At 57.9% G+C, this 26,403-nt stretch carries 16 protein-coding genes and 8 pseudogenes; 12 read left to right on the forward strand and 12 right to left on the reverse strand.

Annotated elements, in window-relative coordinates; genetic code table 11:
- Positions 1-71 precede the first annotated feature (71 nt).
- Positions 72-1,445: pseudogene (gene tnpC, locus BPHY_RS40960) on the forward strand (IS66 family transposase); the annotation flags it as partial.
- 381 nt (positions 1,446-1,826) lie between these two features.
- Here tnpC and BPHY_RS37650 read toward each other — a convergent pair.
- The 7 genes and pseudogenes from BPHY_RS37650 to BPHY_RS37680 all read right to left on the reverse strand — a co-directional run.
- Positions 1,827-3,035: an IS91 family transposase gene (locus BPHY_RS37650; protein WP_012405793.1), complete on the reverse strand. Its 1,209-nt coding sequence runs from the start codon at positions 3,033-3,035 to the stop codon at positions 1,827-1,829.
- An 8-nt stretch (positions 3,036-3,043) separates the two neighbouring features.
- Positions 3,044-3,922, reverse strand: a complete 879-nt coding sequence (locus tag BPHY_RS37655; RefSeq protein WP_012405792.1) for a tyrosine-type recombinase/integrase — start codon at positions 3,920-3,922, stop codon at positions 3,044-3,046.
- A gap of 263 nt (positions 3,923-4,185) precedes the next feature.
- On the reverse strand, positions 4,186-5,217 hold the full coding sequence (locus BPHY_RS37660; RefSeq protein ID WP_012406693.1) for a tyrosine-type recombinase/integrase: 1,032 nt from the start codon (positions 5,215-5,217) through the stop codon (positions 4,186-4,188).
- Positions 5,214-6,191, reverse strand: a complete 978-nt coding sequence (locus BPHY_RS37665; protein WP_012406694.1) for a tyrosine-type recombinase/integrase — start codon at positions 6,189-6,191, stop codon at positions 5,214-5,216. The genes BPHY_RS37660 and BPHY_RS37665 overlap by 4 nt, the downstream gene beginning before the upstream one ends.
- Entirely contained in the window at positions 6,188-7,405 is a 1,218-nt protein-coding gene (locus BPHY_RS37670; RefSeq protein WP_012406695.1) for a tyrosine-type recombinase/integrase, read from the reverse strand. Before BPHY_RS37670 ends, BPHY_RS37665 begins: the two co-directional genes overlap by 4 nt.
- Positions 7,406-7,538: 133 nt before the next feature.
- Positions 7,539-8,042 (reverse strand): annotated as a pseudogene (locus BPHY_RS37675) (ATP-binding protein); the annotation flags it as partial.
- A gap of 11 nt (positions 8,043-8,053) precedes the next feature.
- Positions 8,054-8,833: pseudogene (locus BPHY_RS37680) on the reverse strand (Mu transposase domain-containing protein); the annotation flags it as partial.
- 104 nt (positions 8,834-8,937) lie between these two features.
- On the opposite strand from BPHY_RS37680, the gene BPHY_RS42855 reads away from it, so the two are divergent.
- The 3 genes from BPHY_RS42855 (at position 8,938) to BPHY_RS40975 (ending at position 12,143) form a co-directional block, all read left to right on the forward strand.
- Positions 8,938-9,147, forward strand: coding sequence for a DUF5372 family protein (locus BPHY_RS42855; protein WP_012404131.1), 210 nt, complete (start codon positions 8,938-8,940; stop codon positions 9,145-9,147).
- A gap of 188 nt (positions 9,148-9,335) precedes the next feature.
- On the forward strand, positions 9,336-9,788 hold the full coding sequence (locus BPHY_RS37690; RefSeq protein WP_012404130.1) for a helix-turn-helix domain-containing protein: 453 nt from the start codon (positions 9,336-9,338) through the stop codon (positions 9,786-9,788).
- A gap of 270 nt (positions 9,789-10,058) precedes the next feature.
- Positions 10,059-12,143: a recombinase family protein gene (locus tag BPHY_RS40975; RefSeq protein WP_012404129.1), complete on the forward strand. Its 2,085-nt coding sequence runs from the start codon at positions 10,059-10,061 to the stop codon at positions 12,141-12,143.
- Between the two features lie 6 nt (positions 12,144-12,149).
- Here the strand turns inward: BPHY_RS40975 and istA are convergent.
- A pseudogene (gene istA, locus BPHY_RS37705) lies at positions 12,150-12,881 on the reverse strand (IS21 family transposase); the annotation flags it as partial.
- A gap of 68 nt (positions 12,882-12,949) precedes the next feature.
- Here istA and BPHY_RS43740 point away from each other — a divergent pair.
- The 3 genes from BPHY_RS43740 to BPHY_RS37715 all read left to right on the forward strand — a co-directional run bounded on the left by BPHY_RS43740 (position 12,950) and on the right by BPHY_RS37715 (position 14,791).
- Positions 12,950-13,426 carry an RNA-dependent RNA polymerase family protein gene (locus BPHY_RS43740; RefSeq protein WP_233445439.1) on the forward strand — a complete coding sequence of 159 codons (477 nt, stop codon included), beginning with the start codon at positions 12,950-12,952 and terminating at the stop codon, positions 13,424-13,426.
- Entirely contained in the window at positions 13,381-13,734 is a 354-nt protein-coding gene (locus BPHY_RS43745; protein WP_233445441.1) for a group II intron maturase-specific domain-containing protein, read from the forward strand. Before BPHY_RS43740 ends, BPHY_RS43745 begins: the two co-directional genes overlap by 46 nt.
- A 70-nt stretch (positions 13,735-13,804) precedes the next feature.
- Positions 13,805-14,791 carry an IS110 family RNA-guided transposase gene (locus BPHY_RS37715; protein WP_041766609.1) on the forward strand — a complete coding sequence of 329 codons (987 nt, stop codon included), beginning with the start codon at positions 13,805-13,807 and terminating at the stop codon, positions 14,789-14,791.
- A 306-nt stretch (positions 14,792-15,097) separates the two neighbouring features.
- Here BPHY_RS37715 and BPHY_RS37720 read toward each other — a convergent pair.
- Positions 15,098-15,439, reverse strand: a pseudogene (locus BPHY_RS37720) (ATP-binding protein); the annotation flags it as partial.
- Between the two features lie 140 nt (positions 15,440-15,579).
- Positions 15,580-15,819 (reverse strand): annotated as a pseudogene (locus BPHY_RS41555) (transposase); the annotation flags it as partial.
- Positions 15,820-16,753: 934 nt separating this feature from the next.
- Here BPHY_RS41555 and BPHY_RS37725 point away from each other — a divergent pair.
- From BPHY_RS37725 to BPHY_RS37740, 5 genes and pseudogenes are all read left to right on the forward strand, one after another.
- Positions 16,754-17,827 carry a D-alanine--D-alanine ligase family protein gene (locus tag BPHY_RS37725; protein WP_012406699.1) on the forward strand — a complete coding sequence of 358 codons (1,074 nt, stop codon included), beginning with the start codon at positions 16,754-16,756 and terminating at the stop codon, positions 17,825-17,827.
- 328 nt (positions 17,828-18,155) lie between these two features.
- The gene (locus BPHY_RS37730) at positions 18,156-19,544 is read left to right on the forward strand and encodes an MATE family efflux transporter (protein ID WP_012406700.1); all 1,389 of its coding nucleotides are present in this window, start codon (positions 18,156-18,158) and stop codon (positions 19,542-19,544) included.
- A gap of 164 nt (positions 19,545-19,708) precedes the next feature.
- Positions 19,709-20,187, forward strand: a pseudogene (locus tag BPHY_RS43750) (transposase); the annotation flags it as partial.
- A 69-nt stretch (positions 20,188-20,256) separates the two neighbouring features.
- A complete protein-coding gene (locus BPHY_RS37735; RefSeq protein WP_012406701.1) occupies positions 20,257-24,591 on the forward strand; it encodes an AMP-binding protein in 4,335 nt (1,444 codons plus the stop codon).
- Between the two features lie 15 nt (positions 24,592-24,606).
- Positions 24,607-25,362, forward strand: a complete 756-nt coding sequence (locus BPHY_RS37740) for an SDR family oxidoreductase (protein ID WP_012406702.1) — start codon at positions 24,607-24,609, stop codon at positions 25,360-25,362.
- A 20-nt stretch (positions 25,363-25,382) separates the two neighbouring features.
- Here BPHY_RS37740 and BPHY_RS40995 read toward each other — a convergent pair.
- Positions 25,383-25,775, reverse strand: a pseudogene (locus BPHY_RS40995) (transposase); the annotation flags it as partial.
- A gap of 29 nt (positions 25,776-25,804) precedes the next feature.
- On the reverse strand, positions 25,805-26,401 hold the full coding sequence (locus tag BPHY_RS37745) for a plasmid pRiA4b ORF-3 family protein (protein WP_012406703.1): 597 nt from the start codon (positions 26,399-26,401) through the stop codon (positions 25,805-25,807).
- Positions 26,402-26,403: the final 2 nt, after the last annotated feature.

A 26,403-nucleotide genomic window follows, 5' to 3' on the forward strand; every position in this document is an offset into this window, starting at 1 on the left:
ACAACGGCGGCCACAGTTGTTACAAATTCGCGTAAACCTGTTTGGCTCTGCGATTCGCTATCGTGGAGCGCATGTCCCCTCCCGATCTCCCCCGACTCCCGAGCACCGCCAAGGCCTACATCCACAAGCTGGAAGAGCGCGTGGCGGCTGATGCGCAGCTCATTGCCGAGCGCGACGCCCGGATTGACGAATTGACCCGGCGCCTGGACGCGCTTGAGGAGCAATACCGTCTCGCGCTTGCCCGGCAGTACGCACCGAAGAGTGAAAAGCGCAAGGACCGCGTGTTCAATGAGGCTGAGCAGGACGCCCAGGCTGAGCCTGAAGAAGAGGACGACGGCGAAGTGCCCATGTTGCCGGACACCGGGTTGCCCGATGTCAAGGCCGCCGAAACACGTAAGCGCGGGCGTCAGCCGCTGCCCGCGGATCTGCGGCGCGAGCGCATCGAGTACGATCTGTCCGAGGACCGCAAAAGTTGCCCTTGCTGCGGCAAGGCAATGCACCGCATGGGCGAGCAAACCAGCGAGCAGCTGCACATGGAAGTCAAGGTGTCGGTGCTGCAGCACGCGCGTTTCAAGTATGCGTGCCGACACTGCGAGCATCACGGCGTGCGCACGCCGATCGTGATCGCACCGATGCCGGTACAGCCCTTGCCGGGCAGCCACGCGAGCCCGTCGATGATCGCGGCCGTCACGCTTGGCAAGTATGTCGATGGCACGCCGCTGTACCGGATGGAGCATGTGCTCGCGCGCTCGAACATTGCGGTCAGCCGAGGCACGCTGGCAAACTGGATCATCCGTCCCGCCGAGCTGCATTACAGTCGGCTGTACGCAGCACTCAGGCAGGTCCTGCTCGCTCAGGGGCTGATCCACGGCGACGAGACGACCGTCTAGGTCCTGAATGAAGAAGATCGAAAAGCGCAGGACACGTCGTATATGTGGGTATACAGAAGCGCTGAGGATAGCGAACAACCGGTTGTGCTCTTCGACTATCAGACCGGGCGCGGGCAGGAGCATCCGAAAGCCTTCCTGGGTGACTATGCGGGTACTCTGATGACGGACGGCTGGCCCGCTTGGCGGACCCTCAAGAATGCGACCCATCTTGGATGCCTGGCGCACGCCAGGAGGATGTTTACGGACGCACACAAGGGGCAAAAGAACAAGCCGAGCCCGCGTATCACCCGGGCACTGGAGTTCTTCCAGGCACTGTACCAGGTCAAGGCGCTCGCCAAGCAGACGGTGCCCGATGGGCAAACGCTGGCCGAACACCGGTACCGCCTGCGACAGCAACACAGCGTGCCATTGCTGGTGACCTTCAAGGCCTGGCTCGACGAGCTGGCGCCGAAGGTGCTGCCCAAGAGTCTGCTTGGCGAGGCAATTGGGTACTGCCGCCGGCAATGGCCATACCTGAGCCGCTATGTGAACGACGGCAACTATGCCATTGACAACGTTCATGCCGCTAGGGGCATGAAGCAGAGGTTTTTTTGGTTAGCGATCGCGGCCGCAGACGCCTGAACAGGCTAAGCGAGGCAAATCCGAGATCGGTAATCAAAAAAACGTTTGTGCTAAACCGCTCCACGGGCGGTCGCGGCTATGGGCATTGAATGAACGACTCGGTGGTTCGCGATACTCGGGGCGTGACTATCGCGCCGAGGTTCAGGGCGAGCGAGTGCGGGATGCACCGTGAGCGCGGCAGCAATGCGAGCTTCAGTGGGCGGGTAAGCCGAAGTTTCGGAGCATTGTGCTGCGAGAGCATACCGAAGGCACGAGTTCGGGCACGCAGGCCTGATCGGGCAAGGCGAGCGTGTTGGGCAAAAGTGTCGATATCGGCTAGTGCACATGGGCGGGAGCAGGCGGAGCCCGCGGAAGGATGCCGGGCACGCCGCCTTCGATGCGGACCATGTGGCCCTTGCCGCACACGGGGCAGTCACGCAATGACCTGCCGGTGAGCCGCTGGTAGCGGTCGCGGTAATCTTCTCCGTTGGCGGGTAATTCGGCGGCGGGCGGCTCGACGCCGAGCAGGTGCCGGCAGATGGCCAGGCGCTGCGCCCGGTGGCAGTTGGCGAGCCAGCCGTAGCTGCGAATGCGCTTGAAGCCGTCGGGCAGCACGTGCAGCAGGAAGCGGCGGATGAATTCGTCAGCCGTGAGCGTCATGGTCCTGTGCCGGGCCTCGTGCCGGTAGTCCTTCCAGCGGAACTGCACGCCGTTTCCGTCGAAACCCAGCAGCCGGTTATTGGAGATGGCGACGCGATGGGTATAGCGCCCCAGGTAATCGAGCACATGTTCGGCACCGCCAAAGGGTGGCTTGGCGTAGACGACCCACTCAGACTTGGCAGCGGGCGCAAGCCAGGCAGCGAATTCCCTGGCATCCCCCAGGAACTCGAGCTGGCCGTGCAGGCGAAGCATGCCAGCGTCAAAAGCGCGGCGCAGCTGCTCGAGGAACAGTCGGCGAAAGAGTCGTGAGAGCACCCGCACAGGCAGGAAGAAGCCGGGGCGGCAGGCGATCCAGCGTTCACCGTCCGGGGAGATGCCACCACCGGGCACGACACAATGCACGTGCGGGTGGTGCAGCAGATTCTGCCCCCACGTGTGCAGGATCGTGATGAAGCCGATCTCGGCGCCCAGGTGCTTCGGATCGGCAGCGATCGTGCGAAGAGTCTCGGCGCTGGCGCGAAACAGCATGTCGTAGAGCACGCGTTTGTTCTGGTACGCGAGAGCCGCGATGGGTTCGGGAAGCGTGAAGACGACATGGAAGTACTCGGTCTCGGGAAGCAGCTCGGCCTGCCGGCGTTCAAGCCATTGCGCACGTGCAAGCGACTGGCACTTTGGGCAATGTCTATTGCGGCACGAGTCGTACGCGATGCGCTGATGGCCGCACGCGTCGCACCGCTCGACATGCCCGCCGAGCGCGGCGGTACGACAAAGCTCGATTGCACTCATCACGCGCCGCTGGACACGAGTGAGCCCCTCGGCGTGGGTCTGCCGATACTGCGGACCACAGCGGCGAAGGATGTCCGCCACCTCGAGCGCCGGGCGCATCGCCGGCGTCAGAAGTACTCGGGCGCAGGTGGCGGCGATGGAATCGGTGCGGGGTGCGGCAGCAGATCGAAGGGACTCGCTGTCGCACATACGGTGCTGGTCGCGATTCTCAAGTAGCGCGAAGTAGTCGCGAGGGACCTATGGCCCATGAGCAGCTGGATCCTGCGCACATCGGTACCGGCTTCGAGCAGATGAGTCGCGAATGCATGTCTCAAGGAATGCGGTGTTATCGGCTTCCGGATGCCACATCGTTGGCGAGCGAGAGCGCAGATTCGCGAGACGGCGCCCCGAGTGATGGGGTGTCCAGGAATATCACCGGGAAACAGCCAGCCGCGGGGGTGAGCGTCTTGCCAGTACGTTCTGAGGATCTCAAGCAGACGCGGCGAGAGCATTACGTAGCGATCCTTGCGGTTCTTGCCCTGGTTCACACGGATGACCATGCGCTTGCTGTCGATGTCCGTGACCTTCAGGTGGACGACTTCCGACACGCGCAGGCCGGCGGCGTAGGCAACCATCAGGATGGTCCGATGCTTCAGGCTGGGGATCGAGTCGAAGAAGGTGGTGATCTCCTCCAGGCTGAGGACAACCGGCAGGCGGACCGGCTTCCTGGGCAATGGGAAATCCTCGTCACTCCAGTCACGTTTGAGCGTCACGCGATAGAGAAAGCGCAGCGCACCGATCGCCGGGCTGAGACTGGCGGGTGCCAGCTTGCGCTCTTCGCGGAGATAGATGAGCCAGGCCCGGATCTCCTCGGGACCCAGCAGTTCGGGCGAACGGCGGAAGTGGCGCGCGAAACTGGATACCTGAATCAGATAGGACTTCTGGGTATTCTCTGCAAGGTTGCGGATCTGCATGTCATGCAGCATGCGTTGGCGCAGTGGCGTCATGGCGAGCCTCCTGGAAGCAGTAGGTGGAATGCCCAACCGGGCGTTCACATACTGCTCCTGGCGATATCGATCACCGCCTCGCCGGGGTTCAGCGCCAGACGACCCGCTTCATGAAACGTCAGCCACAGATCTGTGCCCACCTCCTACTACCGCGTCAGCGGTTTAGTACAAATCGACTTATGTGTAGCGCGCGGTTATGTGGAGAGGTCGTGCAGCAAGGCAAACCCGCCTGGTTTGAGCATGCCTTGACTGCACATAACAGGTCAGAGTCTACGCAGCCAGCCAACCAGGTCAGCACCGTTCAAGATGAATGCTCCACCTCGTGGAGGCGCGAGGATTTCTGGGAACACCTGCGCGAGTGCTTGACGTTTGAGATCGATATCGGCACGCGCATAGCGCATCGTGGTATTCAGGCTCGCGTGGCCGAGCCACTGGCTGATCGTCGCGAAGTCTACGCCAGCCTTCAGCAACTGAATCGCGGTGGTATGCCTAAGCGAATGCGGGTGGATTTCTTTGTGCGCTAGGGTCGGGTTCCGGGTGCTCGCGATGAGCATGTATTTGCGCAGCAGATAACGCACGCCAAATCGGCTCATCTGAGTACCGCGACAATTAACGAAGACAGGCAGTTCGGCCGAGCCTTGAGCGACCAAGGGACGAGTGCGAATAAGTTCGCGCAGAAGCTGCGCAGTACGCGGCCAGATCGGACACACTCTCACCTTGTTCCCTTTGCCGCGCAGCCGGACCTGCGGCGGTGGGTCGAGCCGCAGGTCACAGATCCGCAAATTGAGGATCTCCTGCACACGAGCTCCAGTGTTGAACATCAGCGCAAACAGTGCAAAGTCGCGTTGCCCCGCTGGACGACTCTGGTCGATGGTGGTCAGCAATGTCTCGATCTCGGCCGTTTCCAGATATTCGATCGGTGCCTCCCGCGCTCCCCGCTTAAACGGTATTCCGAGTACCTGCTGAAACGGTGCCAGATGTTCGGGATGCTCGGCAATCACGAAACGCGCGAATGCATGAATGGCGGCGAGCCGAGCGTTGCGCGTCGCGATGCTGTTGCCGCGCTCGGACTCAAGGAATTTGAGGAATCGCTTTACGTGATCGGCATTCAGATCGCTCAGATCCAGGGCTTCGATGGGGCACCGGCTCTCGCGCGCGGTGAACCGCAGCAGCAAGACGACGGCATCACGGTAGCTCCGTATCGTGTGCACACTGACGCCGCGCAGTGTAGGCAGATAGTCCTGGAAGAAGCGCAGCAGACATCGGCCGAGCTCTGTCGGTTTGCGCGGTTTCATGGCTTCCTCCCGCCGAGCACGTGGCCTAGATGCTTCTCGAAGCGTTCACTTGCGAGTGCCGCGATCGTCGGAACGAATGGAAGATAGTATGCCGTCGATACGATCGAGACATGCCCCATGTAGATTGCCAGTTTCGGAAGGTTCGACTGTACGTCCGCGCCTTCCTGATACCACCGGATCAAAGCCTGGACCGCAAAGCTATGCCGCAAGTCGTGAATTCGCGGACATCGTCCCTCGGCATCGCGAACGTCAGCGAGTTCGAAGAGTGCGTGTATGGGACGGCTGATTCCCGTGCCGGTGTATCCACGTAGACCTCGGGTCGTATTGCACAACAGTGGCGTTTCCGGGCCGGTGCCGAGCGAAGCGTTGAGGCGCTTGCGTAGGTAAAGTCGAAGTTCGCGTGCGGCATCGGTTGATAGCGGCACCAGCCGACTCTTGTGGAACTTCGACTCTCGAATCTGCAACACTCCTGACGTGGGTTCAACGTCTCGTAGCGTCAGGCGCAGCAGTTCGCCACGCCGCAACCCGGCCGTATACAGCAGCACAATGGCGATGCGCGTCACGGTGGGTAGTAGCGGTGAGCCAAGTGTCGGCGTCAGGTGCGTGGCTGCGACCAGCATTCGCGCGACCTGATCCGGCTGCACAATGACCGGGCGGATGTACGGACAGGGTCGCGCGAAGTACAGCGGATTGGGTACGAAACACTCGTGCTCGGCACGCTGTCTGAACAGGCAGAACTTGTGCACCATCAACTGTCTGGCGCGACGCGTATTCGGTCCCAGATGATGCATCGTATCGCACCATCGATCGAAGCTTGCTTGATCAAGCTCCCGAACTGAGGACTGAGCGAGCCAGTGGCACATCGACAGCAGGATTCGTTCTTCGTTGCGGTAGCCACGACCTAGGGCGCGTTGATGGGCAACGTAGTCTGTGATCGCAGCCTCCATGGCAAACATTGACGTGGAGATGCTCATGGCCGGCTCCTCGAATTCGAGAGCGTCGGAACCTGCAGCGCGACTGAACGTAACATGGCAATGTCCAGTCGCAGGTAGACGCACGTGCTCTCGAGGCTGCGATGTCCCAGGATATCGCCAATGGCCTTCGTGCCCACGCCTCGATCTAGCAGACGCATCGCGAACGCGTGTCGCAGCGCATATGAGGAACTGTTCGTGATTGGCAGGCCACTCAGCCTGGCGCGCGTGCAAAAGATGTCGACCACGCCATAGTGGGTCAGTGGCCCAACCGGGCTTCGTGCCCGTAGGAACAAAGCGGGGCAATCACTTCCAGAGCGGCCACACCGAAGATAGCGCCGTAGCAGATTTATGGTCCTGTCCGCCAATGGCAATACCAGGACCGAACGGGTCTTGCGCTGCTGAACGTGAAGCGTCCGCGATTCCCAGTTGATAGAACTCAGTGTGAGTGCGGCAACTTCTGATGCTCGTAGACCGTAGTACGCCATCAAATGCAGGACCGCGTGGTCGCGCCAGCCAGTGCGGCTGTGACGGTCTACCGAATTAACCAGCTTCGGCACCAGCTTCCAGTCGAGTGCACGCGGGGGCAACTCGGCACGATAAGTCCGTGGCGTGTCAATGCAATGCAGTCCGAGCGTGATATCGCCACGATCTTCGCAATAGCGCAAGAACGCCCTCAGATGCGCAATGACATGCTGCAGCGTCTGACGGGTAACCTCCCGGCTCTTGAGCCGGATGTAATTCTCGACGTCCGTAGCGCCCAATGTCTGCAGGGTTCGATCGGGTAACACCGCTCGACGCAGGAAGTCCTTGAGAGTCGAGTCATGCTGAGCGGCGGTCGAGACGGCAAACCCACGTAGCTCATGAAGGTGCTGTAGATACTGACTGCGCAGGGCTCCGAACGGGTCGTCCGGCTCAGCCCGAATCAATCTGCCGCGAGAAGACAGAAAGCGCTCGAATGCCCGCTGCGTGCCTCGGTATAGCGCCGGAAAGCGCGGTGACGTAAATGCAGTGTATAGATGTTCGGTGGCAAACTCCCCGCCGGGCTCGGCGCCATCCATCCGTTCAAGTGTTTGCTTTGCCCGAAACAAATGATCGCAGGTACTGTTGCGAGAATATCCGCTCCGACGCAGCCAGGCGGCGAAACCCTCAAGATCGGCGGCGAACCGGGATCCCTCATAGCGGCGATGTACCTTCGGAAACAATTCTTGAAGCATGGTGCCCTCCGTATACGGTGATCGGAGGAACTACGCTACTCCCACGACGAAGTTATGTTGACGAACTCCTGACCAACCCCGCGCCGAAGCAGCGCCCACAGGGAAACTCCACATAACCGCGCGCTACACATAAGTCCAGTAGAAGCACGTCGACGCGGGCAACCTGCAGCAGCCATTTTGTGAAGCCGCCGTTGCCGTGCAGAACGCGAAGCTCCTCGCCAAGTCGCGGCACGCGCAGATACAAGGCTGAATGCCCGCGCCGGCAAGCGTATTGGGCCAGGGCGCAAGCGAGCCACGATTTCCCCGCGCCAGTTGGGCCGCTTATGAGCAGGCTGTAGCCCGCTTGCACCCAGTCACCGAGTGCGAGGCTCGTGAGCGAGCGCGGATCGACGCCACGGCCAGCGCGCGTGTCGAGATCCTCAATAGCGGCCTGCGGATATTTGAGGCGCGCCTGCTTGAGCAATCGGGTACGACGGCGATCATCACGCCAGCTGGCTTCCCGGTCGACCAGCAGTGACAGGCGTTCCTCGAAGCTCAGGCTGGCCGCACCGGGCTGCGTCAATTGTTCTTCCAGGCCGTCAGCGAAGCCGTCCAGCTTCAGGGTGCGCAATTGCGTCAGTGTCTGTTGCATCATCATGGTGGTCTTCTTTATTGGTAGTAGCTGGGGCCGCGTACATGCGCGTGGCTCGGGCTGGTCCAGTCGGCAGGCGTTACCACCGCCGCCCGGTCGCGGTTGTTGACCAGGATGTCGCGCACGTGGCGGTAACGGTGTACGCCCAGTTCCAGCGCCAGCGCGCAGGCGGCTTCGAGACGGTCACGGCCATAGCGACGTGAGAGCGACAGCAATCCAAGGCACGCCCGATAGCCGTGTTCCGGATGGCGTTGCTCCTGCAGCAGCCGGGTGACGAGCGCGCCGGTTGCCGCGCCGATCTGCTGTCCCCAATGAATCAGCCGCTGCGGCGTCCATTCCAGATGAGCGCGGTGTGCCGCAGGCATGTGCTCGACAACAGTGGTATAGCTGCCTGCGCGATCGTTACGTGCGTGGCTGGCGACGCGGCGACCGCGATGTAGCAGTTCGACAGTGCCCGCCGTGATACGCGCATCGAGCTTGAGGCCGACCAGCGCGTGCGGCACGCTGTAGCGGTGTTTGTTGATCTCGACGTGATAGTCAATGTGAACCGTCACGGTCTTGAAGCGCGCGAGCTCATAGGGCTGTGCCGGCAGCGGCTGCAGTGCCGGCGCGTCCAGCTGGGCGAACGCGCTGGCACGACATCCCGGCAGCTTCTGGAATGGCCTCTCATTCAGGTTCTTGAGCAGCGGGCAGATGGCCTCATTGACCGAGTGGACCGAGTCAAACCGGTGATGACGCAGGCGCGCCATGATCCAGCGTTCGACCACCTGGACCGCAACCTCTACCTTCGCTTTCTCGCAAGTCAGCAACTGTCTGTCATGAGGAACGTCACGTAGTCAAAGGCGCGTCCTTCGAGATTACCCACCCATTCCACCCAGCACGTGGAAATCACTTTGTCCTGGTGAGTCGTAAGCAGAACTGGGGTGAAGATCGCGTGATGTATTACGACGCACACAAGCGTCTGTGCTCGGTGCTGGCATCCTGGACCGATGTCCCGGAGCCAGATCTGTTCGCGCAGGCCTCCGGTGGACATTCCTGGTTTAGGACTGACGACCTGCTTCGATTACGTGCGCTCGTCGACGATTTGTTGGGAGCGCGTGATGTCAAATAAATTTCGCCGCTTACGTAAGAAGAAATATGCCGATATAGAGATGTTCTTGGTTCTGACTCATCAACACTGCCTCAATTTTTACGGGGAAATGACCGCATCGTATAGCGTACACCAGATCACTGAGATTTTTGACAATTCGAACAAAGCGGCGTATTTTAGTTTTCGTTTCGTCAACGAGAGATCATGTAATGACCAAGCCACCGTCAAAGCGCGATCGACTACGCGAACTTGGTGCTCTCAATCCTCATCCCGACCGAATACGGGCGCCATGGTTTCGATCGGGCGATTTCTTCGACCCCGACGACCTTGTTCAGGTCAAGTACGAGATGTTGCGTCATGTTCGGGTCGATGGCGCTTCCAAGGCCGAGGCGGCCGCCCTGTTCGGAATGTCCAGGCCGACCTTCTATCAAGCGGAGAGCGCCTTCGCGAGCGAGGGGCTGCCAGGGTTGCTTCCGAAACAGCGTGGGCCCAAAGGCGCGCACAAACTCAACTCGGTGGTCATGGCGTTCATCGAGGAGCGTCTACAGCAAGACGGCAGCCTTCGCGCTCGCGCGCTTGCGCAGGAGATCGAAACCTGGCTGGAGCTTTCGATCCACCCACGCAGTATCGAACGTGCGTTAGCACGCAAAAAAAAACCGTAGACGATTCGCCGCAATTCCGTCTGCCATCGTCAGCGCTTGCTCGTTACGAAGCGCTACGGGCCGACCTGCTCGACACAGGTCCTAACTCAGAAGGCCACGCGGCCATACGCTTTCATGGCCTGTTGCACGGGCTGGCGATCCAACGCCCGGACGCTTCGCGCATCGAGGCTCCCACTCCAACCGTGCCTGCTTCCAACTCAGTGCGGGATAACGGCGCGCTTGTTCGCGTGCTCGCCAACCTCGTACTGCGCACCCACGAGGAGCTTGCCCATGTCTACTAACTCCGCTCTGAAGGTCACCGCTGAACATCTGCGGCGTGATGCGTTCCTCTACGTTCGACAGTCGTCACTTCGCCAGGTATTCGAGAATACCGAGAGTACGAAACGGCAATATGCGCTGCGCGATCGTGCCGTTTCGCTCGGATGGCCGATCGAACGTATTCACGTCGTCGATAACGATCTCGGTATGTCCGGTTCCAGCACCCAGGGGCGAGATGGCTTTCAGCACCTTGTCGCCGAGGTCGCCAATGGTCACGCCGGCATCGTGCTGGGATTGGAAGTATCGCGTCTTGCGCGCAATAACGCAGACTGGCATCGCCTGATCGAACTCGCATCGCTCACGCAAACTTTGATTTGCGACGAAGATGGAATTTACGATCCTGGTCAATTTAACGACCGCCTTTTACTGGGCTTAAAGGGCGCCATGAGCGAGGCCGAGCTTCATGTTCTCAAAGGCCGGCTACAAGGTGGCATCAAGAACAAGGCACGCCGGGGCGAACTGGAAGTGCCGTTACCCATAGGGCTTGTTTATCACCCGAACGGCTCAGTGGTTCTCGATCCTGATCAACAGGTCAGGGGCGCGCTGCAGTTGCTATTCGATACGTTTCGACAGGCTGCGTCAGCTACAGCCACGGTCAAGCGATTTCGCCAGGAAGGCTGGCTGTTTCCGCGTCGCATCCGCCGGGGGATTGGCAAGGGAGATCTGATTTGGGGGCCATTGGAGCACTGTCGCGTTATTCAGATATTGCACAACCCCCGTTATGCCGGTGCCTTCGTATACGGTCGCACACGCGGAGCATATCGTCAGGGACGCAAATCCTTCGGACTTAAGGTTGACCGCGAGAACTGGCAGGTGTTAATCCAGAATGCGCATCCCGGCTTTATTGATTGGGACGAGTTCGAACGCAACCAGGCGACGCTTAAGCAGAATTTAACGGGATTCGGGCGCGATCGACGAGGCAGCATGCCACGTGAGGGCGTTGGGCTCCTGCAGGGGCGCGTCGTGTGCGGATTGTGTGGCGCACGCATGCGTGTACGGTATCAGGTCGTCGGTAATAAACTCGAACCCTACTATATGTGCACGGAGAACCCAGTGCGCCGTGCCAGCAAACCCTGCCAATCGGTTCGTGGAAGTGCCATCGATGACACGATAGGCTCGCTTCTATTAGAGAGTGTCGCACCGGCTGCTCTCGAGGTCGCGCTAGCTGTAGAAGACGAGATATCCGGGCGCGTCAAACAGGCCGCCGATCAACGTCAGAACCAACTGGCCCGAGCTCGCTACGATGCCGAGCTCGCGCGTCGTCGATATATGAGTGTCGATCCGACCAACCGGCTTGTCGCTGACACGCTCGAAGCGGACTGGAACGAACGTCTACGTGTGCTGGACGGCTTGCAACAGGAGAACGAACGACTCCAGAAGGCCGATCATAAGCTGTTAAGCAGCGATGCGCGAACCAAGATTCAGTCGCTCGCCGAGGACTTCCCTCGTGTTTGGAATGATCAGCGAGTCGTGCCGCTCGAGCGCAAGCGCATGGTCGCTTTGCTCATCGAAGACGTCACCCTGGTCAAATCCGAACGCGTCGCAATCCATGTACGTTTTCGCGGCGGCCGAACTACCTCATTGGAGATCGATAAGCCCAAGCCTATCGCACTGATTCGAAAGACGCTACCGGAAGTCGTTGCGAAGATCGACGAACTTCTCGAAACCGGCTCGGACCGACAAGTCGCAGAACAGCTTAATGCGCTCGGCTATACAAACTGGAAAGGCGAAACGTTCACGCACAAGAAGGTCTACCTCGTACGCACCGCCTACCGGCTCAAGAGCCGGTTTGAGCGCCTGCGCGAACGCGGCATGGTGACAGCCAACGAACTCGCCGCACAACTCGGGGTCTGTCCGACTAGCATCCACCTATGGGCCCGGCGCGGGCTGTTGCGTCAGCATCGCTACGGAAATCTGCATCGCTGTCTCTATGAGCCCGTCGGCGACGTCGTCCTGGTCAAAGGCCAAGGGGGTCGCTACAGTTCGACTCAACCGACGTTTATCGCTGTTCCACCAACCGCACAAGGTGCAGTATGAAGCGTATGCCTTGTCCTGCGGACGATATACGCGCGCAGGAAGGAATGATGTGCCGTAGTGACGCGCGAAGTCCAGCACAGTGTCGCCGGCGCGAGGTTCATAGCGATCGGGATCGGCAATCATCGCACGCGGGTTATCCGGGACGATCAACTGCGGCACACCACCATAGAAGGTCAGCGCGCGAGCGATCCCGCCCAGCCAGTCCTCCATTGTCTCGGCCGGCGTCGCACATGCGAACGTGTAACTCGATGCGCCCATAGCCGCTACGAAGATGTGCGCGCGGCGTCCAGTCGTCAGTGGCAACGTGGGGCCGGCGAAGTCGACAAACAGCTTTTCGCCGGCGCGATGAATCTGACGCATCGAGCGCTTCAGGCGTTTTGTGAACGCCTTGTAGTGCCCACAGAACTGCGTATAGCGGTAGGTCTGCCGGTCCGCGAACTCAGCCTGGTATTCCTCCCATAGCAACGTCAGCGTCATGCCCTTGCGACGCAGCTCCTGATGGATGCGTCCATAGTCGGGCTGGGCATAGGCTGCTGGCCCCGTGGGCTTGCCGAGAAGCCGCCGCTCGAGTTCGCCTTCATCCATATCGCAGGCGCTTGCCCAGTCCAGCCCGGCGGCACTGGCTAGTCCGATGTACTTCGTGACCACGCCCTTGGATATGCCCAGTGATGCGGCGATCCGATCGTGCGAGAAGCCGCCGTCGAACTTAAGTCGTAAAACGTCCTTGATCATGCGCATGTTCATCCGGTGCGCGGGCATCGTCTCTCCGGCCAAAGCCGGCGAGCATAGCCCGCGTGGTTGATGTCATGCGCAACGCCAATCCTGCTTTCCGGTCCGCTCGGTCACGTTTCCGAAATGACCGGTCACGTTGCCGAAATCGCCGGTCACCATCCCGAAACGGCCGGTCACGTTCGTCCGAAATACGCACCGATGACTTTATTGTCACCGGCGTGTCGAAAGAAGTGCTCGAATGCAAGGTGCTTCCGGCGGTCAGGCGGTTTATGGCTGCTCGGGGTCTGGAACTCTCGGAAGAGAAGACCAGGATCACGAACATTGCGGAGGGTTTCGATTTCCTTGGCCAGAACGTACACAAGTACGACGGCAAGCTGCTGATCAAGCCGGCAAAGAAGAGCGTCAAATCGCTCCTCGACAAGGTCAGGGAAATCATCAAAGGCAACGCGAGCGTCACGCAAGAAGCGTTGATACAGAAACTGAACCGGTCATCCGGGGATGGGCGATGTATCACCATCACGTCGTGGCGAAAGCGAGCTTCTCATCGATAGACTCGCACATCTGGCAACTGCTCTGGAAATGGGCAAAGCGTCGACATCCCATGAAAGGAGCACGGTGGGTGAGGAACCGGTACTTCCAGGTCGATGGGCACCGGTCCTGGGACTTTGCTACGAAGGGTCCCGCTGATGGCAGCACCAGCGGGTTTCGGCTCTTCCGCGCAATGACGATCCCGATTACGAGACACGTCAAGGTTCGGGGACTGGCTAATCGATTTGATCCGGTGTGGACCACGTACTTCGCTCGCCGTCGAACTGCGAAGCGTTCCGTCAAGTTGTTCGGTGCCACAACGTGGTGCTGAAGAATGGCTTGAGCCGGATGCGGGGTGACTCGCCCGTCCGGTTCTCAGGGGGCGGTGGCGCAGCAATGCGCTGCTGCTACCCGACCAGCTGTACGGTGTTGACGAGCGCGGCCGGCCGGTATTGAGCCGGCGAGTCAGCTGCAACAAGCTCCTGGAAGCGGTCGTTTGCCTACCGTGCTGCCGCATTGTGATGGAAGCTTGTGGTGGAGCGCATTACTGGGCTCGGCGGTTCTCTGCGATGGGGCATCAGGTCCAGATCATCGCCCCGCGATTCGTCAAGCCATTCGTCAAATCCCAGAAGAACGATCGAAACGATGCGGAGGCGATTGTTGAAGCTGCGTCCCGTCCGACGATGCGCTACGTTGCAGTCAACAGCGTTGAGCAGCAAGACATCCAGTCCATGCACCGCATCCGCAGCCTGCTGATGCGAGACCGCATCGCGCAGATCAATCAGATTCGAGGCCTGCTGGCTGAATACGGTGTGGTCATTGCGCAAACGCCTCTAAAAGTGCGGACACAACTCCCCGCGATTATCGATGAGGAGCAAAACGAGCTGACAGGACTGACCCGAACAATGATGCGCGACATGTACGAGCGACTTGCACTGCTCGACAGGCAGATCGCGCGGTATGACGATCCGATCCAACAAGTGCATAAGGCATCGCCCGCAAGCCAGCGCCTGGAGAAGATCCGTGGTGTCGGACCGATGATCGCAACCGCCGTCATCGCCGCAGCGGGAAGCGCCTCCGAGTTCTCAAATGGTCGGCAGTTTGCGGCGTGGCTGGGCTTGACGCCACGTCAGCACTCCTCAGGCGGCAAAGATCGCCTGTTGGGTATTACGAAGCGCGGTAACGGATATCTGCGAATGCTGCTGGTACATGGCGCCCGATCGGTCGTTCAGCAAGCCGTAAAGCATACGGACAAACTCTCTCGATGGATACTCGAGGTTCAGGCACGACGCGGAACAAACGTCGCCGTCGTAGCACTCGCGAACAAGATAGCCAGAACGATCTGGGTGTTGCTCGCACGCGGTCACGAGTATGCGCCGCCGGTATGAGCGCAATCCCCGATCACATCGTGGTCGTAGCTTCACCTCTTCATTGGTTGCACAAGTGATTTGATTCAATGGCAAACAGGTCGGACCGTCGGCGACAAAACCTGCGCAGTCTTAGGGCTCTTGAAGCCGTGGATATAAGTAGGAGTTGCCGGGCGAAATCCATTGGGGCCGGGCACATGTGCCACAGAAAGGCCGAATGTATATATGCAATCCAGCACCTGATCGCGGTGGACCAGATTATTTGGCAAAAGGGACGAGGCCATGTATAAGCCTGCAACCAAATCCCTGTCGAACGTCGCAGCGTTATTACATTGCAAGCCGGGCGGCGTTCATATAAGCGTCAAGCAGAATGGCCGGTCGTCGCTCCTTGTGATTGTCGCTGGATGATTGTCGGCGCCGACCGGTTTGTTTGTCGCTGGCCGTGCGGCGGTGGTAGCTGTCGACATTCATTTCGAAGATCGTCGATTGATGCACGAGCCGGTCAATTGCGGCCACGGTCATGCCCGGGTCCGGAAACACGTCGTTCCAACCCGAGAATGGCTGGCTGGTGGTCAGCAGGCTGCGGCGCGCGTACCGTTCTGCGATCAGCTCGAACAGCACACTGGTCTTGGCTTGGTCCTTTCTGGCATACGACAGATCGTCAGTAACGTTATGCAAAACGTTGTCGATAATCCGCAAGCAGAATTAGAGACATTCCTTCGCAATTGAGGCGCTGATGCGATGGTATCGTCATGGCGCGGACGTCCGGTCCAACCTTCCTTCGGGGAAATTGCGTCCGACGTTGACACCCACACGCCTGCGGCCTGCCAGTCCCGTAGACGTCGCCGGCACGTCATCCCGCTACCGAAACCCCGTTCCTGCGGCAGGTCTTGCCAAGGGATGCCCGTTTGCAGGACATACAGGATGCCGTTCAGTGCTGCGCGGTCGTCAACTGTGTGCCGACGGCCACCTTTGGGTGATGGCGTAAATGCCGGAATCAACAGCTCCGGCCCCGCCCACAGTTCGTTGCTGATTTTTCTTCTGGACATGCGCCCAGGATGCGAAACCTATGGCGCAATGTCCAGGTTGTGTTAGCCACTCTTAACACACAATGCCGTGCGCCCGCAGTGCATGGCACATCCATAAAGCGTCCTAGCCTGCCTCGTAGAAAACGACGGTGTGGATGCGGGCTGGCAGCGACCATTGCTGCTTCTGGCACTCGATGATGGTGTAACCCGCGGGCTTCCCACGGCGCCCGTCGTGGAATGTGATCTTCTTCGCACTGGCGCGCCGCGCAGCAGTCCGAGTGGCAGGTACTCGTTCGCGATGTACATGAAGGCTACGTGCGGCTGAATTCAACACGCCGCGCGCAGGCCGGCGTTCATGCCTTTAGTATCGTGTGTGACAAACAAGCGTGCTTTGTAGGGAAGCCGACATCGCTTACCTAGTCGGACGATTCTGAGAAATGTGCCGCAAACCTTCTACTTCCGGGGAACGAGAGCGTCGAGTTCGACATGGCACGAAAGCTGCAATGCTGTAAGCAGCCGTTCGCATAGATCCACGCTGGCCGATGCGTGACCAGACACACAATGGGACCAACTTGTACTGTAAGCTGAGTATACGACCATTGATTTGCATTGCTAAAGTTTATTACCATCGGTTTGTCGCCTATTCTTCACAGGGGAACGTCAATGTCCGAATTTGGGAAAATTGCCTTTTACGGAAACAGCGGGCTTGGAAAGTTTACCGCGTCGCATAACACGCTTTCGGGCTCTGCGACCTCGGGCAAAAAGTCCCGCTCGTATTTTACTGAACCCCATCGCCGTGTCGAGGATCGGCTATTACGTCGCCGGCCCGGGACGTGGCTGGTTGGCCCAATCTGCCAAGAACGCGAGATTCAAGGATGACCTTCGACGCTGTTTTCACGGAGAGTGAAATTTATCGATTTTCACCAATCCCATTTGAAACCGCAGGAGGGCACTAATGACGAGTCGCGCACGAATTTCGATTGCATTTGGAGGAAAATCAACTGAGCACCGGGCATCGCTCGAATCATTCCGCCATGTTATCGGCGAGATTCACAACGATGATTCCGTTGAGATCGAGGACATCTACTATGTGGATGTCGAAGGTCGCGTCGCCGTCACTCCGTTCCAAGCGGGCCTTCCAGTGGACAGCTACGTGCGGGATCGCGAGTACATGCCATATTGGGCTGCCCTCGGAAGAATGGTAAATGCCGGCACGTTTGTTCTGAATCTGCTATATGGAAACTTCGGTGAAGACGGTAAAATTCAAGGTGCGGCGGCAATAGCTTCTGTGCCAGGAAGTTTCGGCCCTGTCCTCGCGGCGAGTTTGGCGATGAGCAAGTATCATATGAATCAATATATAGCCAGCGCTCATCCAGTGGTGCAGATACCCGACACCCTCCTGTTGCGCGAGTGCGACCTACCGGAAGCTAGTACCCGAATCTTCGACCGATTCCACGGAATGGAAATCGTCGTCAAGCCGAATTCATTAGGCGCCTCGCTTTTCACAAATCGCTATCTTGTCGATCCGGAATGTATAGAATCTATTAAAACCAATCTCGCGGAAATATTTGAGTATGACGCAAATGCGCTGGTTCAGAGGTATGTCTCTGGCACTGAATACTCAATAGGCTGTTTGCAGAAAAATGAAACCGTCATGGTCTTGCCTGCCGTCCGTATAGAGACAGAGGGCGCATTTTTCGGACATGAGGAAAAGCACCGTTCTGGTAAGGCAAATGAGATCATTATCATGGAGGAATCGCCAGTCGTCAAATCACTCGGTGATCTATCTATTGAGATATTTAAATCTGTCGATTTTAGAAACATGTGTAGATTCGATTTTATAGTTTCTCCGGAGGAAGCGATCTTCTTCCTAGAGGCTAATACCATCCCAGGGTTGATGCGCAACAGCATCTTTCCAAAGATGCTTGCGGCGTCCGATATCACTCTCGGCGAGGCGATTTCGCAGTTCCACAACAACTTTCTTTCCGAAAGAGCGCGCAAAAGCTTTGTGGACTACCATATCGACTAGCAGCCCGTTGAATGCATCTCTTGCCGGCGCAGGCGCCTCTAATTAGAGATGATCTGTTGTGACGAATCGTCAGTGTCGATTTATTGATGAATTCTCGGACTCGATCACAGGCTATGAAATTTTCTCGATTGTTTACACTCATACCTTCGAGCGGCAAGTATTAGTGTCGTAAAAGAACGCACTTCCACTTTTTGGGTATTTTAATGCCCACATGAAACTTTTGGTTTCATCGTATTGGAAATTGCAATGTAACGTACATGTTGACGGAACGCTAGGCGCGAAGCTGTCCGTTTGACTGCGCCGTTTCTTGTGTCGGAGAATTTCATAATTGGAAAATAAATTACTTCTGACAAAAATTCAGCGAGATTTCTTTTTCTTATCGGAAATCTTGATCGGTCAACTTGTTGTTGTCGCTTACTCTATAGCGGACGTTATTATTATCGGACGTACAAATCCGGACCTGCTTGGCGGCTTGGCTCTCGGGAATGCGATTTACGTTCCAATTATCATGACGGCCACTGCTTTTTACTCCGCGGCTACCATCAAGGCAGCCAAGATTGGAGCGGAGACAGGGGTGGATTCACTAAGGGACATCGCGTACTATGGCTTCGCGTCGGCAATTGTGGTTGGCACATTGGTCTTTTGCGCCTTGAAGTATTTCGCGACAATCCATCATTGGTCGAATCAATCGCCGTACCTAGTCCTCGCAGCGCAAGGTTATCTTGATACCTTAGCGCTTAGTGCGTTACCGTCCAACCTCTTCCGTGTTATTGCGGCCCTTGCAAATTCGATTCGCGCGACGGGCTATATCACGGCATTGCAAGCAATCGGCTTGATAATTAAAGTCGCGCTATCTCTGGTTCTAATCGACAGTTCTTACTTTCGATTCGGCTTATCCGGTTGCGGGCTATCGACCGCAATCACCTTCTATGTTATCTTTGTAGGCTCGCTACTGTTGTTTTTATTTAACAGGAATTTTTTTAAATTTCATTTCGATCTTTTTCTTTTGTCGAGAAAACGTCTTCAATTGGTGGCTCTATGTAAAACTGGTGTTCCTGTTGCACTCTCTACGTTTGCAGAATTTGCAACGTTTGGTTATATGACGATATTGATCGGTAGATTTGGTGTTCAACAGTTAGGCGCGCATCAAGTTGTCTCAAACCTCAATGTTGTTGCGGAAACAGTGTCGTCTTCTCTTGCAGTTTGGATCTCTGTAAAAATAAGTAATGCACTTGTGCTTGAGGGTCGATCAATGGCGGTTCGCAAAGCAAGGTCGGCAATTTTAATTGCAGTGGCAATTGGATTTTTGCTCACCGCACTTCAGATGTTTTTTGGAACTTCATTATTCCGTCTTTACGCTGATGATCAAGGAATTTTGGTGATCTCGGGGAAAATTCTGCCGTTTGAGTCACTCTTGATTTTCGCTAATTGCGTCCTAAGCGGTGCCGCCGCCACTCTGCGTGCACGTGGAATTAACGCGTTTCCAGCATTAATGCAGGTAATTGGCCTTTGGATCGGCGTTGCAATTCTCGGAGACGGTTTTGCGATGCAGCGGCTTCAGCTTGGGGATATAGATCTTGCCGCGGGACCCGGGGTTTGGTGCGGCGTTTTTCTGGGGTTGCTATTAAGCGCACTAATGGTAACACCTATCGCTATTGGTGACGGTAATGCTATTCGGAGATATATCCAATGGATTCGTGGATCATTGGCTGGTTGAGCTCTTGAGCCCTTTGCGCTGGTTGGGTCTGGTGCAAATAGTGAGGCGAGGCCGGATTGCTATGACCAGACAACTGCTGAACTGCCAATCATCCCGGTCGACCGGCCGTGCAGCTTGACGCCATCCGACCAGCTTTCCGCCCTCGGAACTCGCATTCCGGTGGACGATGGCAGGCCGGCTGTTTCGAGTGCATGATGAATGGCCTTTCCTCAATCGTCCGTGTGGCGCAGGGCGGCAGGGGGCAACCGAGCGCGGTGATCCTTGATGGCCGCACGTTGCAATCGAGATGTGAAAGCTGTCCGCGTGCAGGCTAGTCGGCTACAAGCGCAAGCTTCGCAGTACATATGGCGGTTCACACGCTGGGTCAGTTGCTTTCCGTACATGTGACGCCGGTCAACGAGCAGGAGCGGTCGCAGGTGGTAGCACTGGCGCGCATAATGCAGCAGGCAACGGGAGGAACGGTGAAAGGAACCTTTGCCGACCAGGGTTACACGAGCGAAGATCCGCGTGAGTCGCGCGCGCTCAGGGCATGGACCTCCAAATGGTCAAACTGGAGAAAACAAAAAAGGTTGCCGGGCTCCACTTTGTCGTCTTCGCCGTGCTTATGCTCGTCCATGCAATCCCCGCACTTCAAAGTTCATGACACGCTAGATAGCAAACACTCTCGGAACAATGGCGGAACCGCCCTCAATTTCCTACCTAGGTGAATGGTATGTTTCTCGACGCACTCAGATGTATCCTCGCGACGACGGCAGGTGACCGGATTGCGCTCCGCTCCAGTAGCAACATGGTGACATACGCGGAACTCAGCCGCGATGCCACAACCATTGCCCTTGCACTTCTCGAACGCGGCATCGGAGAGGGCGAGCTCGTGGCCCTCTACGGGCCACGCCGGCTCGAACTCGTCGTTGGCATGATCGGCATCATGCTGAGCGGTGCGGCCTACACCGTCGTGGAGGCATCGGGCTTTCGCGACGAGGAACTTCATCGCATACAGCAGATCGCTCCTAGTCTGGTGCTCTCGCTCGGTGATGCCCCTGCAGGGACCGACTCGTCAGGCATCCCGTGGATGCCGGTACCCTTGATGCAGCATGAATCCCGATCCTTCGCACCGGTTTGCCGCGAGCTGCCAAAGGTCCCAGGTGATGCGCCGGCCTATGTTCTCTATACCTCCGGCTCAACGGGGCAGCAGAAGGGTGTCGCGGTCACACATTCTAACTTGGCTCATTATTGCGAAGGACTTGCTACCCGCCTCGGCATCGTCGGTCCCATGACATTCGCGCATGTCAGCACCCTGTCTGCAGATTTGGGAAATACCTGCCTATTCCTTTCACTCTGGACGGCAGGAACGCTCTATCTCGCGGACGATTTCGAGCGCAAGGATCCGACTGCGCTGGCATCTGCACTTGCGGCCAACCAGGTCGATGTGCTGAAAATCACCCCCACACATTGGCGTTCCATCCTTGCCGCCTGCAAGCAGTACTTGCCTGGCAGAGCCCCGCTTCGCTGGCTCTTTCTGGGCGGGGAGCGGCTCCAAGCCAAACTTGCGCGCACCACGCTTGAAAGCGGTGTAACGCAACAGCTGTTGAATCACTATGGACCGACGGAAGCCACCATCGGCGTAACAGTGTGTTCTGTCAATGCCCATGAGCTTCCTGAGGACGGTCAACAATCCGTGCCGATCGGCCGTTCCTTTGGACAAACCACGCTGTGCGTGCTGTGTGCTGATGGCGCGTTCAGATACTCGGGGGCGGAGGGCGAACTATATATCGGCGGGCCGAGCGTTGCACAGGGTTACTGGAAGCGCTCCGATCTGACGGAAGAGCGATTCGTCGTCCCCGAAGGTATGGATCAACGCTTCTACCGAACCGGCGACCGCGTTCACATTGATCAGTCCGGGCTGGTCACCTTCCTCGGCCGCGTAGATCGACAAGTCAAGGTGAACGGCTACCGCGTCGAACTCGACCATGTTGAGCAAGCTGTACGTCAGGTCGACGGTATCGAGCAGTCAATCGTGGTGCATCACAGAGAAGACGAACGCGATTATTTGCTCTGTGGCTACGAAGGCACGAACCGTAATGCACTTGCCATACGTACCCACTTGCAGCAGACCTTGCCGGCGCATATGATTCCGGCCGTCATCGAGCATTATGGCCGCCTGCCCACAAATCCCAACGGCAAGCTTGACGCAGTGTTGGTGCGAACATCACTCGCGGGCCTCGTACGGTCCCGGCACGACGTTCCATCTCGCGCCTCTAGCGATCGCGAAGACAGGCCGCTAGAAATCAGGCTCCTTGAAAAGTTTGGCGCGTTCTGCCGCACTTCACACTTGACCGCTGACGACAATTTCTTCGAACTTGGAGCTGACTCACTTGACGCCATTCAACTAATATCCGAGCTTCAACTCGCGGGTCTTCCTGTCACCGCACGCGGCTTCTTAGCCTGCCCGACTGTTCGTGGACTCGTTGCCTTGTGTGATGGACACGCGCCGGAGCGAGCCCCAATGCCCGACGATCAGGCTGTGCACACTGGGCCCTATCCCTGCTCCCCGGCTCAGACGTGGTTTTTCTCCCAGCGTTTTGCCGAGCCGAACCGCTGGACGCAATCGATGCTGCTCGAGTTGGGTATGAACGTCGATCCGGAACTTCTCGCTCCGGTCTTCGACCGCGTTGTCGACGAATACGATTCGCTGCGATTGCGGTTCATGCATGACGAAGTGTCCGGGAAGTGGTTCTTCGAACCCATGATCCGTCGGGAAAACGTCCTGTCAGTCCATGCAGCTGCGGGCTCATCGATGGACGTGCCACAGGTGTTCGAACCGCTAGTGAAAAGCCGCTACAACCGGCTCGAGAGATCGCTCGACATTTTTGACGGCCGGGTGTTTGGCGCGGAGCTCCTGCTCACCCGTACCCGGCAATATCTTTTGCTGGTCGCGCATCACCTCGTCATCGACGTCATTTCCTGGCGCGTCCTGCTCGACGAACTCATGCGCCGTTACGCAATAGCACGTGGTGCTGAACCTGAGGCAAGCACCGGTCAGCCGACACCATTTGGCGTTTGGACGAAGCATCTGCTCAGCAATCGGTCGCAGCTAGCGGCTGACCTTCCGCATTGGCAACACCTGCCGCCTGCACACGGACGACGCTCCGGGGCGGGCACGGAGCGCGATGCCCATACAGGGTGGTTGACACTCTCGCCCGCAGAAACTGAGATCATGACTGAGACAGCCGCCACGCTCGGCACGACAGTGGATCATTTCGTTCTTGCATGCTACATCGAGCAATGTGCGCAGACGTGGCCCGAAAATACAATTCACGTCCAGATTGAAAGTCACGGCCGCCTCTGCCTGTCCGACGACATCGATGTCTCTAGGACGATCGGATGGTTCACCTCGTCATTCCCAGTATCCCTCCGGGATGACCAGATCGCCGATCCACAATTCCCAAAACTGCTGCACGATCGACTCGCTGCCGTGCCGAACCTTGGGCACGCATACGGTCTGGTCGACGCTGGACAGTGGAGAGCGCCATACTGTTTCAACTTTGTTGGTCACTCGCGGCTCGGCCTGCGCAACGACTGGAAGCTGAAACCCGCGTCGCTCTCGCTCCCGGGCTTGCGCGGCGAGATGAACGACCGTGTTTACCGTCTGAAGTTGACCGGGCGCCTTGTCGAGGGAAGCCTGATACTAGATCTGAACTTCGACGCATCCACCTGCTCCTCATCTGCAATACAAGCATATCTTCGCGGATTCCGTCAGCGATTGGCGAAATGCCCTGATCTCGCTGCCGCACGTCAATCATCCCCGTCCATCCTCGCATCGAACTCGACGGGGGCATTGTGGAATATTCCTGCAGAAGTACTTGCGCCCGCACAAAAAACCGGCAGACGCCGCGCGTACGGAAATGTGCTTTTGACTGGCGCGACCGGCTTCATCGGAATTCACGTCCTTCGTGAGCTGCTGCTCAATAGCCGCGCACATATCTACTGCATTGTGCGTCAATTTTCCTCTCCCAATCCGCAAGCCCGCCTGCTCGATGCATGGGGAGCGTATTTTGGGCGCGGGGAAATAGATTCGCATATGCACCGGATCACGGTGCTCACCGGCGATATGACGCGCCCCTCGCTCGGCATTTCCGAAGAAGCGTGGGAAAGGGTGGCGATGAACGCCGATGCGATCTACCACCTAGCGGCAGATACCCGGCTCGTTGGTGCTCGCCGTGATATGCAAGCCAACATCCTTCATCCCATCCGCGAAATCCTCCGACTTGTCGGAACAGGGAAAAGCAAGGACTTGCACTTCATGTCGACCCTCGCGGTCAGCGGTTCGTTCGACGGGGACAGTCCGCGCGTATTTGATGAGGATTCCTTAGACATCGGGCAGACGTTTCTCAACGAATACGAACGCGCAAAATTCGAGGCCGAGTCTATTGTCCGCGACTTTGGATATCTGGGTCACACCGTGTTTATCTACCGGTCGGGCAATGTGACGGGTGACTCCCGTACCGGCCTCTTTCAGCGTAACGCCGGCGCAAACCGCTGGATTCAGTGTCTGCGCGCCATCGCCTGCTCGGGTCATGCGCCACGCACTTACAGTGAACCTCTGGCGCTCAGTCCCGTGGACATCGTCGCACGCGGCATCGTTCATCTCTCCCTGAATCGTGATCTCGCGGGTGGAACCTATCACGTAGACTGTGACAACACAGTCCCGGCCAGCCAATTTGTGGATGCCCTTCGGGCAGTCGGAGTGCACATTACACCCGTCGAAACCGACAGACTTGACGAGGCGTTAGCTGCATCAGGAAAGCTCAAAGAGCACGACATCGCGGTCGGCTATTTCTGGGCTAGTCGCGGGGCCCGCAACGTACGGTACGACAACGGCAAGACGCTCGCGTTGCTCGCAGAGAATGGGATTCATTTTCCCCCCATAACGCCCGAATGGGTACATCTCTTCGTATCCCGTCTTTACCACTCTGGGTTTCTTATTGGTTCACCTCAGTCATCCGGCGCATGCATGGATCACGTGCCGGCCGTGCTCGCGAAAACCTGAACTAGGTAAATTTCGATGAAAAATCACGATATTGTAGCCATCTCTGGCGGCACGTCCGGGATTGGGCGATCACTTGCCGAGTCCGCTATCGAGCGAGGCTCTCGCGTGGTCGTCAGCGGCCGACGCGGCGACCGCATCCATGCCTTTTGCGAGACTCACAGCACCCCTGTGCCGCGAGCGTGCGGTGTGGTATCAGACGCGTCCGATTCCGACCACGCCAACAGAATCTTCGACGAAAGTCAACGGACGTTCGGCGCAACACCGACGGCATACGTACTGTGCGCGGGCCGCGGACTATCCGGTACGATCACAACGTCGGACGAAACGCAATGGGAAGAGCTTCTGCGCGTCAACCTCCTAGGGGCTATGCGTCAGCTCCGCGCATGTGCAGAACGGTTCAACCCATCGGCGAAAACATCGACTCAGGTGCGGGATATCGTCGTTATCGGTTCAACGGTAGGGCGTGTCATTTCGGCCGCAAATCCAGTCTATGGTGCCACCAAATTTGCGTTGCACTCCCTCGTTGAATCGCTTCGTCAGGAGATGTCTAGCCGGAACACTCGCGTCACCCTCATCGAGCCAGGCTTCGTGAAAACGGAATTCCAGACGAGAGCAGGTTACGATATGGAACGGTTCTCACAGATGGAGCAGGAACAAGGGCCGTTTCTCGCTGCTGTCGATGTCGTAGAGGCGATCTGGTTCGTACTCGAACGCCCCCCCCACGTGCACATCGACGATATCCGCATTCGTCCGACCCGGCAGCGCGTCTGACAAGCACTTCCTTTTCCCTGAACGCCGAGTATGTTCATGACCCGCTTGAGGTTGTAAGCAAGCACCTGAAGGCTCGTCTCCGTACTCACCCGCCTGAGCGTCCTGGTCAGGAAGTGTGCGGAGCCCATCCAGTGCTTGAGCGTGCCGAAGACATGCTCAACGGTACTTCTGCGGATGGTCATGGCGTCGGGTTTCCGGTCGAGCCGACGCTGCATCACTTCCAGCGCATTCTCGTGTTCCCATCGCCGAATTCGACGATACTCAGACGGTGAACATCGTTCCTCGAGATGGCAAGGTGGACACGCGCTGGGCTAGTAGACTCGCAGATTCATGTCATGCTCGACAGTCGTGAATCGATGGATCGCCCGCTCACCAGCAGGGCATCGATAAGTGTCGCTTTTCGCTATGTAGAGTAAGCGTCAAACCGAGGCCGTCTTGACGATCAGAACTTGACCTCTGAGAGCCGCACGTTCGCAAGCACGAGATCGAAGGCGGCGGGATCGAAGCTACCGCCACACCACTCAAGGAAGTGCTCATGTTCCTCGTGCGTCGGATCGCCGATCGCTTCGAGGAAGTCGGCATATCCCGGCACTCCGCCAACGTCTTCCGGCGGACATGCATTCTGCCCATCCAGGCATAGCGGCCGGCGCATGTCCGGGTCGGGCACGAGTGCTTTCTCGACCTTGATACGATGCTGCCAGTTGCCGCCGTAGTCGTAGATGTAGGTGAATGACTTCAGCCCGTCCAGCGCCTTCGCCAGCGTGACCCGTGCTTCATTGAGCATTGGCGGATCGCTCGGGAATCCGAAGTCATCCGGTTCACCATAGTTGGTTTCGCCGAAGACGAACTCATGCAGGTGTCCGCCTTCCCAACCCATGGCCAGCAGCAGTACGACATGCAGCTTGCCCACCCTGATTGAGCCGGGGACGATGATTCGTCGCCATATTGCCGGCTTGATGTATTGCAGTTCAACGCGCAGCACGTAGTCGGGCACTGGCGCTTTGACCTGTCGCAGGGAGGCCTTGCGGGCTTGGGCCATCG

This window comes from Paraburkholderia phymatum STM815, assembly GCF_000020045.1.
Classification (GTDB): Bacteria; Pseudomonadota; Gammaproteobacteria; order Burkholderiales; family Burkholderiaceae; genus Paraburkholderia; species Paraburkholderia phymatum.